The sequence below is a fragment of the Gordonia sputi NBRC 100414 genome, assembly GCF_000248055.1.
In the GTDB taxonomy this organism is placed as follows: domain Bacteria; phylum Actinomycetota; class Actinomycetes; order Mycobacteriales; family Mycobacteriaceae; genus Gordonia; species Gordonia sputi.
Window position 1 is genome coordinate 1 of sequence record NZ_BAFC01000086.1, and the last position, 16,795, is coordinate 16,795.

General features: G+C 58.7%; 14 protein-coding genes. 8 read left to right on the forward strand and 6 right to left on the reverse strand.

Features of this window, described 5'->3' with window-relative positions; genetic code table 11:
• Nucleotides 1-738: 738 nt before the first annotated feature.
• Complete coding sequence (dndA, locus tag GOSPT_RS14500) at nt 739-1,929, reverse strand: cysteine desulfurase DndA (RefSeq protein WP_005207127.1); 1,191 nt, start codon at nt 1,927-1,929, stop codon at nt 739-741.
• A gap of 99 nt (nt 1,930-2,028) precedes the next feature.
• Here dndA and dndB point away from each other — a divergent pair, with 99 nt between their 5' ends.
• Genes dndB through GOSPT_RS23205 form a run of 5 tightly spaced genes read left to right on the forward strand, consistent with a single transcriptional unit; the run spans nt 2,029 to nt 8,518 of the window.
• Nucleotides 2,029-3,171: a DNA sulfur modification protein DndB gene (dndB, locus tag GOSPT_RS14505; protein WP_005207128.1), complete on the forward strand. Its 1,143-nt coding sequence runs from the start codon at nt 2,029-2,031 to the stop codon at nt 3,169-3,171.
• Complete coding sequence (gene dndC, locus GOSPT_RS14510; RefSeq protein WP_005207129.1) at nt 3,168-4,712, forward strand: DNA phosphorothioation system sulfurtransferase DndC; 1,545 nt, start codon at nt 3,168-3,170, stop codon at nt 4,710-4,712. The genes dndB and dndC overlap by 4 nt, the downstream gene beginning before the upstream one ends.
• Nucleotides 4,709-6,673 (forward strand): DNA sulfur modification protein DndD, encoded by a 1,965-nt coding sequence (gene dndD / locus GOSPT_RS14515; protein ID WP_005207130.1) that lies wholly within the window; start codon nt 4,709-4,711, stop codon nt 6,671-6,673. The genes dndC and dndD overlap by 4 nt, the downstream gene beginning before the upstream one ends.
• Nucleotides 6,674-6,688: 15 nt before the next feature.
• Nucleotides 6,689-7,069: a DNA sulfur modification protein DndE gene (gene dndE, locus GOSPT_RS23200; RefSeq protein WP_005207131.1), complete on the forward strand. Its 381-nt coding sequence runs from the start codon at nt 6,689-6,691 to the stop codon at nt 7,067-7,069.
• A complete protein-coding gene (locus GOSPT_RS23205; RefSeq protein ID WP_005207132.1) occupies nt 7,070-8,518 on the forward strand; it encodes a DNA phosphorothioation-associated putative methyltransferase in 1,449 nt (482 codons plus the stop codon).
• Nucleotides 8,519-8,922: 404 nt separating this feature from the next.
• Here GOSPT_RS23205 and GOSPT_RS24670 read toward each other — a convergent pair whose 3' ends face one another.
• On the reverse strand, nt 8,923-9,912 hold the full coding sequence (locus GOSPT_RS24670) for an HNH endonuclease (RefSeq protein ID WP_083837483.1): 990 nt from the start codon (nt 9,910-9,912) through the stop codon (nt 8,923-8,925).
• Between the two features lie 19 nt (nt 9,913-9,931).
• Nucleotides 9,932-11,221: a ParB N-terminal domain-containing protein gene (locus GOSPT_RS14525; protein ID WP_039856128.1), complete on the reverse strand. Its 1,290-nt coding sequence runs from the start codon at nt 11,219-11,221 to the stop codon at nt 9,932-9,934.
• A 632-nt stretch (nt 11,222-11,853) separates the two neighbouring features.
• On the opposite strand from GOSPT_RS14525, the gene GOSPT_RS14530 reads away from it, so the two are divergent.
• Nucleotides 11,854-13,476, forward strand: coding sequence for a long-chain fatty acid--CoA ligase (locus tag GOSPT_RS14530; protein ID WP_005207135.1), 1,623 nt, complete (start codon nt 11,854-11,856; stop codon nt 13,474-13,476).
• A gap of 30 nt (nt 13,477-13,506) precedes the next feature.
• Here the strand turns inward: GOSPT_RS14530 and GOSPT_RS24070 are convergent, their stop codons facing one another.
• Both GOSPT_RS24070 and GOSPT_RS14540 read right to left on the reverse strand, forming a co-directional pair.
• Nucleotides 13,507-13,887: an excalibur calcium-binding domain-containing protein gene (locus GOSPT_RS24070; protein ID WP_005207136.1), complete on the reverse strand. Its 381-nt coding sequence runs from the start codon at nt 13,885-13,887 to the stop codon at nt 13,507-13,509.
• Nucleotides 13,888-14,025: 138 nt separating this feature from the next.
• Nucleotides 14,026-14,256 carry a zinc-binding dehydrogenase gene (locus GOSPT_RS14540; protein WP_082933542.1) on the reverse strand — a complete coding sequence of 77 codons (231 nt, stop codon included), beginning with the start codon at nt 14,254-14,256 and terminating at the stop codon, nt 14,026-14,028.
• Nucleotides 14,257-14,581: 325 nt separating this feature from the next.
• Here GOSPT_RS14540 and GOSPT_RS24350 point away from each other — a divergent pair, with 325 nt between their 5' ends.
• Complete coding sequence (locus GOSPT_RS24350) at nt 14,582-14,803, forward strand: PASTA domain-containing protein (RefSeq protein WP_269449453.1); 222 nt, start codon at nt 14,582-14,584, stop codon at nt 14,801-14,803.
• 10 nt (nt 14,804-14,813) lie between these two features.
• Here GOSPT_RS24350 and GOSPT_RS14550 read toward each other — a convergent pair whose 3' ends face one another.
• The gene (locus tag GOSPT_RS14550; protein ID WP_231894332.1) at nt 14,814-15,677 is read right to left on the reverse strand and encodes an N-acetylmuramoyl-L-alanine amidase; all 864 of its coding nucleotides are present in this window, start codon (nt 15,675-15,677) and stop codon (nt 14,814-14,816) included.
• Between the two features lie 27 nt (nt 15,678-15,704).
• Here GOSPT_RS14550 and GOSPT_RS14555 point away from each other — a divergent pair, with 27 nt between their 5' ends.
• A complete protein-coding gene (locus GOSPT_RS14555) occupies nt 15,705-16,787 on the forward strand; it encodes an HNH endonuclease (RefSeq protein WP_039856129.1) in 1,083 nt (360 codons plus the stop codon).
• Nucleotides 16,788-16,795: the final 8 nt, after the last annotated feature.

The following is a 16,795-nucleotide window of genomic DNA, read 5'->3' on the forward strand; positions in this document are numbered from 1 at the left end:
CCCGAATGTCGCGGCCCTCGTGCTCTGGTATGAATACCTAAGTGGCGCAGTACGAACATGGGAGAGGATGCCGGACTCCGCGAATGCTGTCGGCTCAATTTTGCCTACCGGAATGTGCTCCGAGGTTGCCCGTGTTCGCCGTCGCTGCACGCGATCCACACGGGCCGAATACCCCCAAACGCGCGTTCCATGCCCGCCTCTGCACCAGTTCAGCTGCGCGGGATAAAGGTCGATTCCCAACGCCGAGACCACGCCGTCGCAACAACGAGTTCGACGGCTTCTCGACCGATGCCGGAACCGAACGGGCTCGACGCTGCCGTGACGTGACAATGTTCCGCGCCACGCCCCGCCGGCCCCCCGCGCCAACAGACCTCGAGAACTACTGACTTCTTAAGCCACCTGGCGCGTGTACCCGATTCGGTACCTGGTCGGCTTTGTGCTCAGCGCCCGAACTGTCGGCGCACGATCTACGCATCGCTACCAATTCGTGCGATCGACTCGGGCTCGACAATTGAGCACGGCGACGCGAGGATGACTGCGCTCGACGAAGACGGTCGGTCGCGACGAGCAGTCGTTCTCGAGCAGACCGCACAACCGCACCCAGGCCGCTCTGAGCGTCCGAGATCATGAGGCTGCCGCGATCGATCGTCAATAATCCTACTTGTTCGAGTCTCGCCTGGCACTAATGCGATTACCGCTTCCGTGTGCCAACAACCGACTTAGCGCAGCCATAAATACTTACCCCTTAGTCTGGATCTGCTCTAGTTTTTCAATAATCCAGCTAGCAGGAATCTGGGATTTGGCAGACCATGAAATACGCAAAGCGCCGTCGACCTGTTCAGCACTGATACCTGCTGCAATCAATACATGGCTGCGTGTGTACGAATTCGAAGTACACGCCGAGCCATTAGATATCGCTACGACATCTTTGAGGGCCACAATCGCAGCCTCCGCATCTATCCCCTTGATTGAAAAGTTGACAACTGTGGATAAAGAGCGATCGAGGTCTCCGTTGAACCGCGCTCCAAGACCCTCGAGCGCCCGCACCAGTGAATCTTTAACAAATTTGCAGCTCTCCTCGCGTTCCTTGCACTCTTCTAGTGCGAGGGTCGATGCAAGTCCAATCCCTGCGACCAGTGGCACGGGTACCGTTCCCGGGCGGAGACCGCGTTCCTGGCCACCGCCGAACATCATCGGGGCTAGCGGTGGCCGCTTATACCCACGCCGGCGTGTAATCAAGGCTCCGATACCCTTCGGCCCCCCGATCTTGTGCCCGGACACGGACAGCATGTCGATACGAGAGTTCCGAAGGGGATCAACCACCTTGCCGAACGCTTGGGCGGCGTCCACGTGTAGGTAGGTGTCACGTGTCGACAATCCCTGCGCGATTTCGGAGACGGGTTGAAGTACACCGGTCTCGTTATTCGCAGCCATAACGGATACCAGTAGCGTGTCGTCCCTCACTCGAGCGAGAAGATGGCCGGGGTCTACCCACCCTCCGCGTGTCGGCGGTATAAGCTCGACCTCGAACCCTCTTTGCGCCAGAACGTTCAGCGGCTCCAGGACTGCCTTGTGTTCGATCTGAGTTGACACGATGTGCTTTCGGTTAGCTTCCTCACCGAACGCCCCAAGTCCAAGAATTGCGAGGTTGTTGCTCTCAGTGGCGCCACTGGTGAAGATCACCTCGTCAGGCTGAGCGGAAACGACTTCCGCAACTTCCCGTCGCGCTCTATTCACGCGTTCCTTGGCGCGCTGGCCAAACGCGTGGGTCCTGCTCCCCGAGTTGCCGAACTCCTCCACCATGTAGTGCATCACCTCGTCAGCAACACGCGGATCAACGGGAGTTGTCGCGCTGTGGTCGAGGTAGATCGTTTGCCGCCCCTCGCCAGAGCAACCACTCGCTACGTCAGACACGCTCGATACCGTCATGCACAGCAGCCTACCGAACTGTTCGGACATCAGTACGGAATCGGCTATCGTGTTGTATGGATGCTCCGATCCGTACACGACCGCGGAGGAAATCGCCGTATGGCCACGCAAGTCCCAGCACTACCCACGTCGACTGCGCAGTCGAATGAGTTCGAGTACGTATTCCCAGCCATCAAGGGGATACAGGCTGGGCGCGAGTACTACGTGACGATGTGCCCTCTACGGCTAATCCCTCGTTTGTTTATCTACGACGAGGAGGAACTCCCACCAGAAATGCGCGCACAGCGCTCGCTCAACAAGACGCGAGTACCGGAGATCGCGCGGTATATCGTGGATAATCCCGACTCCTACACCTTCTCGGCGCTTACTGCGTCCGTCAGCGCAGCGGTACGCTTTGACACACTAACGGAGGAGAACAGCCCCACTGGACGTGTTGGGACTCTTGCGATTCCGATGGAAGCGAAGTTCGTGATCAACGACGGGCAGCACCGCCGCGCAGCCATTCAGCAAGCTCTAACCGAGAGCCCCGACATCGGCGACGAGACCATCGCCATCGTCATGTTTATCGATGCCGGACTGAGCCGGTGCCAGCAAATGTTCGCCGACCTCAACAGATACGCAATTCGTCCCGCCAAGTCCATCGGCGTTTTATACGACCACCGCGACCCGCTAGCGGCCGTCTCACGACTGGTAATCACGCAATCGTTGCTGCTCAACGATCTTACAGAGATGGAAACAAGTAACCTGGCAGTACGATCGCGAAAGCTGTTCACCTTGTCCGCGTTTCATACTGCCAACACCGCGCTCCTGGACCAGGTTGAGACAGAAACGCTCACTGAGCGCGTTGACCTCGCAGCCAACTACTGGAAGCTAGTCGCAGACCAGTTCCCGTCGTGGCAACAAGTACATCGCGGAGAAGTCACTGCAGGCGAGGTACGTCGCGACTTTATCCACACCCACAGCATCGTGCTCCACGCACTAGGAAAAGTAGGCAATACTCTACTTCGCGAGTCGCAAGAGCCCTCCTCATGGAAGCGACACATATCAAGGCTTCGCAAGATCGACTGGCACCGCAATAATCGTGAGGTTTGGGAGGGCCGCGCAACGCTGGGAGGCAAGGTCACAAAGTCGCGCGCAAATGTTGTCCTAACCACCGCATACATTCGATCTGCAATCGGCTTACGACTGCCGCCTGACGAACAGGCAGCAAGCACTCATTTCAACCAAGAGGATCGCTCGTGACTACTATTCCGATTCGCCCGAAGTCCGCGTTCGATGACCTCGGATTTGCTGACACTGTCGAAGCGTTGATCGAAAAGACGCAAAAGCTCTACCTCTCTGACGGCGTGCCATGGGTAGTCGGATACTCGGGAGGAAAAGACTCCACAGCCGTGCTGCAGCTCGTGTGGCTTGCATTGTCGAAATTGCCAGCGGATCGTCGCACCAAACCTGTTCACGTTATCAGCACCGACACGCTCGTCGAGAACCCTGTGGTAGCCGCGTGGGTAACTCATTCATTGGAGGTGATGGCTACAGAAGCTGCGGCACAAAGCTTACCGATCACTCCGAACCGTCTCACGCCCGCAGTATCAGATACGTTCTGGGTGAACCTAATTGGCCGGGGGTATCCTGCGCCTCGGCCGAAGTTTCGATGGTGTACTGAACGGCTTAAGATCAAGCCATCGAATTCATTCATACGATCTATGGTGCGATCCCACGGAGAAGCGATTCTTGTCTTGGGTACCAGAAAAGCCGAAAGCTCTGTCCGCTCAGCGCGAATGACAGCGCTTGAAAGCAAAAGGACGCGCGATCTCCTTAGCCCGAACGAGTCACTCCCCAACTGCCTCGTTTTCTCACCGGTGGAGAATTGGTCGAATGACGATGTGTGGACCTTTCTCATGCAGTCACCAAATCCGTGGGGTTACGAGAACAAAGAGCTCCTGACTATGTACCAGGGCGCCTCCGCGGACGGTGAGTGCCCGTTAGTGGTCGATTCCAGCACTCCTAGCTGTGGAGACAGCCGTTTTGGATGCTGGACATGCACTCTCGTTGAGAAGGACAAATCCATGTCGGCGATGATTCAGAACGATGAAGAGAAGGAGTGGATGCTTCCGCTCCTCGACCTGCGCAACAGGCTCGACGTGGCAGACGATCGCCATCTGCGTGATTTTCGTCGCATGAACGGGTCCGTCCAGCTGTTCCATGGAAAGACTATTCCAGGGCCGTATAAGCAATCAGCACGAGCCGACTGGCTTCAGCAGTTGCTGGAAGCCCAAAGTTGGATCCGCGAAAACGGACCCGCGTATGTTCGAAACTTGGAGTTGATAACACTTGCAGAGCTCGAGGAAATCAGGCGGATTTGGGTAGTAGGTAAGCACGAGTTCGAAGATTCGCTTCCTCGTATTTATCAGGAGGCTACGGGCGAGCATTATCCCGGTCAGGCGCTCGACGAGCACTTGCCCCTAGGGTCTGACATGATCGACGCGCTACACGAGGTTAGTCAAGACGATCCACTCCATTTCGAGCTGGTGCGCGAACTGCTCGATGTGGAGCAGCGTCATCGGGCGCGAGTGCGCCGAGCTGGGCTGTTTGATGCTCTCGAGAGTGCTCTGAAAAGGGGATTTTACAACGACGAAGATGACGCTACCGAACGTGCCACCCGTCGCCGAGAGATTCTTGAATCTCCGAAACAGGTTGATCGACGGCTTGTGGGTGAACCCGATCCCTTGGACGTCGCGGATGGATATGTCCGAGCTAAGTCTCCTTCGAGGAATAAAGCATGATTCTCGATCGATTGACCTTGGACAACGTCGGAACCTTTGCGGGCCGCCATGTAATCGACTTAGCGCCAAAGACTAGAACCAAACCAATAGTCCTCATCGGCGGGCTCAACGGAGCCGGCAAAACGACAATCCTTGAGGCTATCCAGCTCGGATTCTACGGAGCACTTGTTCACTCGACTGGACGACGATCGGGTAGCTACGATAAGTACCTTCGCGGGCTTATTCATCGCGGTGTACCACTGTCCGAGGGCGGTTCCATTGAACTTACTTTCACCGCCTATCAAGAAGGACAGGAACACCAGTACTGGCTACGACGAAGCTGGAAGGCTGGAGGAAGCTCCATTCGTGAGATCCTTCTTGTCTCCGTTGATGGCCGTCACGACCGAGCGTTAACTACAAATTGGAATGAGCACGTTGAGACCTTCCTCCCTCGAGGCGTAGCTGGTCTGTTCTTTTTTGATGGTGAACAGATTGAGGCGTTAGCTGACATGGATCGGTCCAGGCAGGTCCTCCGCTCTGCCCTCGACGCACTACTCGGACTCGATCTCGTCGACAGGCTCAGTTCTGACCTGTCAGTTCTGCGTAAGCGAAATCAGAGCGACCAGCTGCCTGAGGATATTCGCCATGCGGTTGCTGAGAAGCAGCAAGTCGTCACGGCGCTGCGCCAATCAGAAGAAGCATGCCTTGCTTCGGTTGCCGCGCTTCGCATCGAGCTTGAAGTGAAGCAGAAGCAAGTGCTTGACGCGACCGAGGCGTTTCGTGCAGTGGGCGGTGAACTCCTAGAGCAACGGGTTTCAGCGGAGGCTGCCGCGAACGCTGCCAAGGCATCACTCGCGCAGTGTGAGGAGGGTGTTCGTGACGAGCTAAGCGACCTTGCTCCGCTCCTCCTCGTGCAGCCACTGCTCACGCAGTTGCAGGAATCGGCGGAAGCTGACGCAGAGCAACGACGCAATCGCCTACTTGCAAACGCTCTGGAACCACGTGACTCCATGGTGATCGATAAGCTCCGACGTTCTGAAGTGCAGCCCTCAATTGTTGAAACGGTTTCAGATCTTCTTGCTCGTGACCGCAGCCGCCTCAGTGCCGCATCTGGATCACCTATACAAGGTCTGGTGAGCCCGTCTGTGGTCGAGGGCATCGTTCGATCACACCTTCCGAGTGCCCATCGCAGGCTCAAGGCTGTGATTGAAAGGCGCTCCGCACTGCGCGAAGAACTCGATCAATCGGAACGCGCCCTCGAAGCAATCCCCGATCCTGAAGCCGTCGCGGTCTACCGCCTTGCACGAGATGATGCCCAAGTTGCAGTTCACCGCGCCGAGGCAAGTCTCAATCAGGCAGAGGAGCAGCTTAGGTTGGCACGCAACGAACGCGCGCGAGCAGACGCAGCATATGAGTCCGCCCTCGATAAGGCTGCTCATGCAAATCTCCAAGCCGACGACACCAGAAGACTGGTGGAGCACGCCGAGCGCGCTCAAGTAACACTTTCGCGCCTACGCACTGTCGCAACTCAACGCCACCTCACAAAGATTAGCCAGCTGGTCCTCGAAGCGCTTGCGACGCTGCTGCGGAAAGACCGACTAGTGGGCGCCGTTGACATAGACCCCGAGACCTACGACGTCCGGCTGACGTCGCCTGACGGCAGCCCACTTCCAGCTAACGACTTGAGCGCAGGTGAGCGCCAGCTACTCGCTGTTGCTCTCCTATGGGGCCTAGCGCGAGCGTCCGGGCAGCCGCTGCCAGTCGTGATTGATACGCCTCTGGGTCGGCTTGACGGCACCCACCGCCAGCATTTACTTGACCGGTACTTCCCGCACGCTAGCCATCAGGTCATCCTCTTGTCCACAGACACAGAGATCGACGCTGATGCGTATGCCCGAATCGCCTCGCGCGTTGGACGGGCCTATCGACTCGAGTTCCATTCAGACACGAATTCAACAACCATCGAGAACGGCTATTTCTAGGATCCGGGGGTAGGTATGCCAATTGAACATATCCGAGTATCTCAAGCAGCTCGCGACCAGCTCGCCACGCTCAAGCGACGGACAGGTATCTCGAACTGGAATGTACTGTGCCGCTGGGCATTCTGTCGTTCTCTCGGCGAGGAGGCACCACCGCCGAACATTAAGCTAACTCTTGATAGCAATCTCGAGATGAGCTGGAGAACATTCAGCGGAGACCACGGTGAGATATACTGGTCGCTCCTCAGGCAGCGATGCATCAATGACAGACTCCCGCACGACGAAGAGTCTCTAGACCAACAGTTCCGACTGCACCTACACCGAGGTATCGGCTATCTCGTAGGCGACCCACGGGTCATAGACGTGGCAGGCCTCGCAGCGGTTGGACTTGGTGATTAAGTGCCCAATGCGCAGATTGCGCGTCATAAGACCGCGCTCCACCGCAATGAACTATCGAAGCCCCTGGCATACCTAATTGCGGACGAGTTGCTACGCCCAGGCGAGAGCTTCTTCGATTATGGCTGTGGCCGAGGTGACGACGTTCGCATACTTCGCACCCTTGGCCATCGAGCGAACGGGTGGGATCCTGCTCATCTGCCCACGGCTGAGCATATTCAGTCAGACATCGTAAACTTGGGCTATGTCATAAATGTTATCGAAGATACAACGGAGCGTGGCGAGACACTTGGGTCCGCATGGTCACTTGCAGAGAAAATGCTCGTCGTATCAGCCCGAATGTCTTGGGACAAGAGAGGGCTATCTGGCCATCGCTACGGCGACGGGATTATCACCACTAGCGGAACATTTCAAAAGTTCTTCGAGCATCAAGAGCTTCGCGGTTGGATCGAGAGTCAACTATCGACCAAAGCGTATGCCGCAGCGCCTGGCGTGTTCTACGTGTTCCGCGAGGAGAGCGTGGCTCAGCAGTTCCTTGCCTCACGCGTCTACAGTTATCGTCCTCGCGCGAAGCTCGATGCTCACGCCGCCTTCAGCGCGAATGAGACTGCCCTCAGGCCGCTTCTCAAATTTATGAGCGCACATGCACGACCCCCTAAAGCAAGCGAGCTCGGTCCAAGCGAGACACTTCTTATCCGCGAGAGCGTAGGAACACTTAACCGGGCGATCAGCATCACGCGCAAAGTCGTCGCCAAAGACCACTGGGATGAGGTTCTTGCCCGAAGAAGATCCGAATTGCTCATCTACGTGGCGCTCTCGCGTTTTGGCGGGCGCCCCCGCTTCAAGCAACTCGATCAGGTTCTGCGGAATGACATACGCGGTTCCTTCGGCAGCTACACCGCAGCCTGCGAGGCTGCCGACCAAGTGCTGCGAGCTTGCGGGAGCCGGGCACTTCTCACAGTTCAAGCTCGAACTTCACCAATCGGCAAACAGACACCGACCTCTCTTTACGTTCATCGCTCAGCCGTTGGGGAACTATCGCCTGTTCTTCAGGTGTACGAGGGATGTGCGCGCTCCCTGGTGGGGTCTGTTCCCGACGCGAACATGGTTAAACTCCATATATCTGAACCTGGTGTATCTTACCTTACGTACCCAACCTTCGAACGCTCTGCGCACCCAACGCTCGCTACTTCGCTCAAAGTTGACCTAAAGGACCAAACCATCGAACTACGTGACTATCGGGATTCCGATAACCCGCCTTTGCTTCATCGCAAGGAGGAATTTGTGAGTGCAGATGACCAACGCCGCGACCTCTACGCGCGGCTCACTCGCTCCGAGATACGGCATGGGCTGTATGAACATCCAGAGCAGATAGGTAGGCTTCGTGGATGGGAGTCCACTCTTCGCTCGAAGAATGTGCAGATCCGAGGGCACCGGCTACTCCGAAACTAGGGCCCGCGCCTACACGAGTCCGCTAACTAACTACACGCATCGAAAGTCACGGTGATTCTCGCATAACTTTTGGGGTTGAATCCGTCTACATTTCACTCTGCGCGGGAGTGGTGAATGATGTTGCAGCGCAGCACCCGTTGGTGTTAATCGGCGAACGTGATCAGCGGGAAAGTGTGTTGCGGGGTCCGACGGCACCGGCGAGTCGGGATCGGATCGTCAATGAGTAGAGTCAAGCTCTGGTTGCGCCATCATACGACGCCAGGCTCTTCACCGTGGCACCTTGATCAGCTTCGGTAGCCTCGTCGACGCAACCAGGGCTATTCATCATCAACTAGAACACGCTGTGAATCAGCTGTCAGGACCAACCCTGAAATATTTGACAATGTTAGACGTAGAGTATTGAACTAGCGCTGCCCCGATCGGCTATCGGAGTCGTGCCGACCGGAGAGTGCAGTTCTTGGTACATACCGCGCCGTCTTCCATTGATCATGCTCTTTGCAGTAGACGCCCATCGTAAACGGCGTTAGTTCCCGCGTATTTTGTCGGCGAGGAGCTACAAACAATTCACCCGAGGCCAGTGTCACGCTGCAACCTCCACGGTACTCGCAGCGCCCTCTCGTCGCGATTACCCTTACAACCCATAATGGATCTGGCACCTGACAATAGCCTAACTCCTTCACGTACAGCACTTTGCCTGAGTAGGCAGTTCCTTGATATAGAGTCGACCTTGCACCCTTAATGCGATTGCACCACCCACAGGAGAGTCGCAGGTTCGCAAGTTCAGTACGACCGCCGGCCGAAACGGGCAAGTAGTGGTCGATCTCAACGTCTAAGTCACGTGGCACTAATCCAATTGGCCTGGTGAAATCAACGAACGTCGGCAACGCCCTATCCCGAATTCCAGTACGCCGACCGAGATACTTTTCCCGCGCAAGCTCATCAAATTCCCGCCCGCACAAGTAGCATCTGGAACCTGGCTCGTTGGCTAACCACAGATCTTCCTTCAGCGCGTTCGACACGGCTACCCTGTTACGTTCGGAACGTTCTACCTCAACCTCCGCCCAAATTATATCTGTGATCTTGCGTGCGGCGATTCTTATCTCGTCGCGTGGACAGTCTTCGAAGTAGTCGACCAGTCGCTGGGAGCACTGTGCATACGCCACGCTCCAGGTAAGGGACCTATCGATCGAGAATCTGGTGCTGTCTATAAATTGCCGTGCGAACCACGCAACCCACGACAAACGGACATCGGCCTGCATCAACCACCCGCGAGGTCCGAGGATCGCTTCAGGAACGCTTAAGTCCGATATCGCGTGTAAGGCTTTATCATCCCAAGGTGCGTCGTTTGCGCTCTCGACTTTTGCGAGGAATCCGATAAGGTTACTAACGTTCATAGATTTGGGTTCGAACGGATTATCGGCCGGACGGGCGGTAGTTCTCGTTTCTCGGAAGCCGCTCAGGATTCTTCCGATACTCGGTCCAAACTTTCGCCCATTGCTCCTGGACCGGACGCTGCGCCTTCTTCAACCCTCCTAGATTCCAATCGCGTGCGAAGTAACTTGAGTTGACTCCATTAAGCCACTCGTCGAAAGTTCTGTTCACGTCCGTTACATCACTCAACGTTTGGCGGGTTTCGATAAGGAACTGGAAATAGTCGGCGGACAAGATAGTGAGACTTACCATATTGAACAGGTTGCTGGTGGTCGCCCCCCAACCGTTGTTTGCAGAGGGATCATCAGGGGCGCCGAACTTGTCGCGGATCAAGGTGAAGAATCTGATAAAGACGTCGCGCCAGGGCCCGTCGGGGCGGCTCCAGTATGCGAACATCTCGCCGAGTCCACCCTCCGCATCTGCAACGAAACCCGACTGCTCGAGGTGACGCTTCTTCCACATGTCCGCATAGTCATTGTTTGAACCATAAAGTTTGCCGCCCTTTAGCTCGCGAAATATCGTGACGAGACCCTTCAGAACGTTCCATCCGAGAGCGTCTTTCTGATCGCCTCTCACACCCGTCTGTACCAATCCCTTAAATGGGCTCTCCGAGGCACGCGTCAAGTATGCAACAGCCTGGGAATCCTCTAGTCGGATACCAGCATCTTTCAGGCGCTCAGCAACCGGCTCCAGTTCGTCCCTAGAAAGACTTGTCGAAACAATAGTTCCTAAGAGTGCCTTACCCATTGGAGTTGCTTTTTGGTTAACCACGACAAACTGGAACACATGCTCACTAGGCGACGCGTTTAGCAACAGTGAAACCGGTAGCACTCTGGCTCTGGCCATCTCCACTTGGCGGTAAGCTTCGCCTGGATCGACCCCAGAATCAACCAGATCCGCCTGCTGTTCTCTCCCGTCAGCATTGTCGGCCAGCGCAGACGCCGCCGCGACCGCACCTCGCAAACGATGTTGGCCATCTACGAGAACGATGGGTTCAAGATAGGAGGTCATTGCTTCCTTTGAGAAGCCGAGCAATTCAGTCGGATCTTCGGACGGTATTCTGGAGAGTATCTCGGATCGATATTTTAGTTCCAGGTAAAAGTCTGCAAGCTGAGTTTCATCCGCTAGCAACACAGACGCAGCAGCGTCATTATTTGAATCGCCACCAATCGTCTCACCGTGCTCCGAGCCCAGGTCGTCCATAGATTCGTCATCAACAATGTCGCCAGAGTCTATATCTTTCTCTATTTTTATATCGTGCAAATCCTCCACTCGTTTGAGTAGATCAGCCAATCGATTCGGATTCAGATTTTGTTCGGCGAGGTCCGGAACTCGGGACTCGAGGTTCGCGACTACACGGTCGATCAGCCGCTTTAGTGTAAACCCAGAAAATTCCGTGCACCTGATCGAGACAGTCCCAAAACCTAGCGGCCCATTTGCTATTATCGTTTCTACTGAAGGTGACCGCCGAGCTATCTTGAGTAGCACATAGGAGCGGATTCTGAACAACGTTCGCAGAATCTGCAAAGAACTCCGAGAGCTCGCGGACACGATTCGGGTTCTCCTCTCGTTGAAAACCCGCGGTCTCACTATCGTCGAGGCGGCCGCGCTGGGGTATTCCTGCCCATTCTGATATATCCGTTGCGGGAGCACCGAAGAGCACCAGCGGCTTACTCCCTGCCACCTGAACCATTTCATACGCGGGATACTGATACACTTTATCCACCATGTGGACGTCCTCCTGCGGCTCGACTCCTACTGTCGGTAACAGTAGCTGACTTTTCTGACACGAGGTCCAACGCTGCCGAGTACGCTCACACACCTGTGAACATCCAGCAAACCAGTCACTTCTCCGAGCCTCAGGTGCAACGATTTCAGTAACGCAACCCCAGCCAGGAGCACCCATGCAGAGCACTATGCAAGACGCACCGCTGCAGATCGCGCAGATCCTGCGCCACGGCAGCACGGTCCACGGCGACGCCGAGGTCGTGACCTGGACCGGAGACGGCTCGCGGCGTCGTAGCTACGCCGATGTCGGACGACGTTGCGCACAGTTGGCACACGCACTGCGCGGGCTCGGCGTCGACGGTGACCAGCGCGTCGCGACGTTCATGTGGAACAACGCCGAGCACCTCGAGGCCTACCTCGCCGTGCCCGCGATGGGTGCGGTCCTGCACACCCTCAACATCCGACTCTTCCCCGAGCAGCTGATCCACGTGGCCAACCACGCCGAGGATCAGGTCATCATCGCCGACCCCTCACTGCTGCCGCTGCTCAACCCGCAACTGCCACAGCTGACCACCGTCAAGCACGTCATCGTGACGGGCGACTCCACCGACGGCGTCGACGCTCCCCACGGCGTGCAGGTGCACTCATACGAGGCGCTCATCGCCGAGCAGGCCGTCGACTTCGACTGGCCCGAGGTCGACGAGCGTTCTGCCGCCGCGATGTGTTACACCTCCGGCACCACCGGCGACCCGAAAGGTGTTGCCTACAGCCATCGTTCGATCTACCTGCACTCCATGCAGGTCTGCATGACGGATGGTCCTGCGCTCAAGCAGGGTGACCGCGCGCTCGCCGTCGTGCCGCAGTTCCACGCGATGTCGTGGGGTCTGCCGTATGCAGCGTTCATGATCGGAGCGTCGCTCATCATGCCCGACCGCTTCCTGCAGCCCGAACCGCTGGCCGCACTCATCGCTGCGGAGCAACCCACCACCGCGGCGGCTGTCCCGACCATCTGGCTCGGCCTGCACCAGTACCTCACGCAGCACCCGCAGGACATCTCCTCACTGCGCGACGTGCTCATCGGCGGATCGGCTGTACCGCCATCGTTGATGCACACCTTCGAGGATGAACACAACGTCGAGGTACTCCACGCCTGGGGCATGACCGAAACGTCGCCTCTCGGCTCCGTCGCCCGACCACCCGCGGGCACCGAAGGCGACGAGCGGTGGCACTACCGCTACACGCAGGGCCGGTTCCCGGCGTCGGTGGAAGCGCGACTCATCGGCGACAACGGCGAAACACTCCCCCACGACGGCAAGACCGTCGGCGAACTCGAGGTCCGCGGACCGTGGATCACCGGCGCCTACTACGGCGTCGACGCCGCCGACAAGTTCGACGACGGCTGGCTGCGCACCGGCGACGTCGGCTCGATCACCCCCGACGGCTACCTCACGCTGACCGACCGCACCAAGGACATCATCAAGTCCGGTGGCGAGTGGATCTCGTCGGTCGACCTCGAAAACGCCGTCATGGGCCATCCCGACGTACTCGAAGCCGCCGTCATCGGCGTACCCGACCCCAAGTGGGACGAGCGGCCCCTCGTCGCCGTCGTGCTGCGTGAGGATTCCGACGCGACACCAGAGACGTTGCGAGAGTTCTTGTCCGACAAGGTCGCAAAGTGGCAGCTCCCCGAGAACTGGACCATCATTCCCGAGGTTCCCAAGACCAGCGTCGGCAAGTTCGACAAGAAGCGCCTGCGCTCGACGTTCCACGACGGAGGACTCGACGTCACCCGGTTGTAGGTGACGCAAGTCCTCAGTCGCGGGGACGAGCTACGAGAAGAACTCGACCGAGCCCCAACCCCCACGATTCGGCTTCGACTTCGGAGCCTTCTTCTTCGGCTTGGGTTGGGGCTTGGCCTGGGGTTTCGGCTGAGCTTGGGGAGCGGGCTGCGCCTGCGGGGCGGGCTTCGGCGCTGATCGCGACCCGGTCTCACACGCGACACCGTCGCCATCGCGATCAAGTGCCGAGCGGTATCCGTCCTGGCCGCGGTAGATCGGCGCGACGCCCGCGTCACGTGCCGCCTGGCAATTCTTGTAGTACGCCACCGGCGTAGGCGCAGGAGCCGCCGACGCAACCGGGGCAAACCCGACCAACCCTGCGGCGACGCCTCCGGCAACCAGCCCGGCGATGGCCGAGTATTTCTTGTTCATCTCTCACCCAATCTCTCGATTATCGATCAGTGACAGTACTGGACGCCGACACCATCGTCGGCGGTCCCAGCGTCGGCCGAACAGACGAATCTTGCTGACGCACTGACCGATGTCGACTTCAGACGGGCAGTCCGACACTCAGTCCTCACCAAACGGAACCACGACGACCTTGCCCCGCAGCCGACCCGCCTCGGCCTCCTCGTGCACCTTGATCAACTCAGGTAGCGAAACCCGCTGCGCGATCTCAACTTTGAGATCCCCGGTGTCGACCAGGCCCACCAGTTCGGTGAGCACCGCGGCGCCGCGGCGTAGAAAGAAGGGCACGGACGCAGAGGAGTGACGCTGTGTCCCCCGATCGGACCAATCGATCCGGAATCGGACATGGCGTCGGTAGGCATGCGTACGTTTACCAGTATCTGACGTCGGGGGTCGTCACACACTATCCGTCGGAGGACTGATGAAGCACGTTCGCACACAGGGTCATCTCGCGCTCTGCGCACTTGTGGCCGCTGGAGTACTCGGCCTTACCGCATGCAGTGGTTCGAGCTCGGAACCAACAACGGCGACCACTACCACCACGACGGCAGAGGTGACCACGTCGCAACCCGCTGAGGTCACTGAAACAACAATGGCAACAACAACTCCGAAAGCTCCGGCGGCGGCACCGGCGACCACCGAACCCAAGGCAGCTGCCATGCCTAACGTCGTCTGCATGAACCTCCAGGAAGCACAGAACACCATCCAGGAAGCCGGCGTCTTCTACTCACGCAGCAAGGACGCGACGGGTCAGGGCCGCAGGCAGGTTGTCGACAGCAATTGGATCGTCGTCGCGCAGACTCCATCCGCGGGCGCGCCTGTCACAGAGGGAGAGGCCGTATTGTCCGCGGTCAAGATCGGTGAACCCAGCCCCTGCTGATCACACCGACTCACCCCGCACACCCCCGCCCGTCCACGGGAAGCGCGGTCTGCACGCCGTAGGCGATGCCCTGCGCGTACCTGGCGAGCCAACTCGATGGCAGGGGCGTCGACCCGCCCGCGCTGTCGAGTCCGAACTCGTTGTAGACCCAGGGCACGCGGTCGGACATCAGCGCGATCATCGGGATGTTGCCGGTCCATAGCGGTGCGCGACCACCAAAGTCATTGTTGGTCACCATGACTGGTAGTCCCTCGGCTCGGGTTCGAGCGTCTGCTATCGCCTGGCCGTAGCGCTGACTGGCAGCGGCAGTCGCCCCGCTGCGATATGTGATGCGCAGCGTCGTGCCATCGGCCGCGGTACCTTCGCGATACAGGCCGACGCGCTGCACGAACACCGCGTTGGCACCCGGGCTAGTATGGATACTGATCGCGACACGCGCGTGCGCCGCCACCGCACGGCCCACCCGCTGCCGATACGTGACACTCTCTGTCACAGAGGTTTTCAGCATGACAACGCGATACCCGCTCCGTTGCAAGCGTTCTCGTACCCGAGTCGCGACCGCGAATACGTCCGCATCCTCTGCGCCGTTGGGATAGTCGATCTGCGATGCGCCGGTCACCGGGTCGAAGCCGTCGATACGCACCGGGTTGTGTCCGGGGTCGAGCGCGACCACGACCTGAGGACACGTCGCCTTCGACGACGCCGCCGCGGTCGTCAACACCGCTGTCGTCAACGCCGCTGAGGAGCGGTCCGGAGCAGCACTCTGCGTCGCGCAACCACCGAGGCAGCACGCGAGAACCACGACCCCCACCCGCCTCAGAGCCCTCCGCGCTTGTTCTCGCATCATCCGATGATCGCAGACTGAACGCTGCATCGACCTCACCTCACTACACTCGACCCCGTGCCCACGGACCCCTTGACGCTCGGCCAGCAGCTGGTCGCGGTGCTCGAGGGTGGGCGGCGGACATCCACGTACAAGCTCGCCGTGATGGTCGCGCTCCTCGACCTCGCCGTCGAATCCGTCCCCGATGATCCCGCCGCGGAAGTCCCGATCGACCTCGACGAGCTGACCGACCGCGTCATGGCTCAGTACTGGACCCAACTACGCCCGCTCAGCGAGAAAGGCCATGTGGTCCTGCGGCAGTCGCGGGACGGACGTGGCGTGGTCTTCGCTGCACTTGCCGACCTACGCGAACAGTGCAGCACCCCGAGCCTGCGCGAAATGCCCATCGAGAGCGCGAAACTTGCTGCGCCTGCGGCCTATTCGAAAACGCACGAAGCGGTCAAGAAGAACCTCGTGCGCTACCCCCTCCACCTCCTCCAACAAGTCGGCACCGGCCCACACGAGTGTTTCCTCTACGACGACTCGTGGATGGGCACCGATTCGACGCGAGTCATGGCCGAGCACGGCAACCGACTCGTTCTCTTCGGCGGCGTGTGCCACACCCTCGCACGGCTGGCACCGCTGGTGAAACCGGCCTTCCAGCTCGCCTGGGTCGACGACGTGCGGCACATGAACCGCGACATCCTCGACGACGGCCCCGACATCGCCGACCACCTCTTCGGCACCGAACGCGTCTCGCTCACCCGCCCCGCGGGCATCCTCTCCGAACACTTCGGCAACGATTGCTTCTACTGCAACGCCCGACTCCGCACCGGCCGCCACGTCGACCACGTCCTTCCGTGGTCGCGAGTCCCGATCGACGGGCTCGCGAACCTCGTCCTTGCGTGCCAGCCGTGCAACACAAGCAAATCCGACGTCTTGCCGGCGCCGACGTACGTCAGCCGTGCACTCGACCGGGGGCAAGACGTCATCGACGCCCTCGCCGACGAGATCCGGTGGCCGAGTCAGTACAGCAGGGTGAAATCTGCGTCGCGCGGCCTGTACTCCACACAACCCGACACGACGCCGATCTGGCTGGGCGCCAGACACATTCAGCCACTCAAACGTGTTGACTTCGGGCGGTGGGACGTCGAACTGTAGCGGCGCCT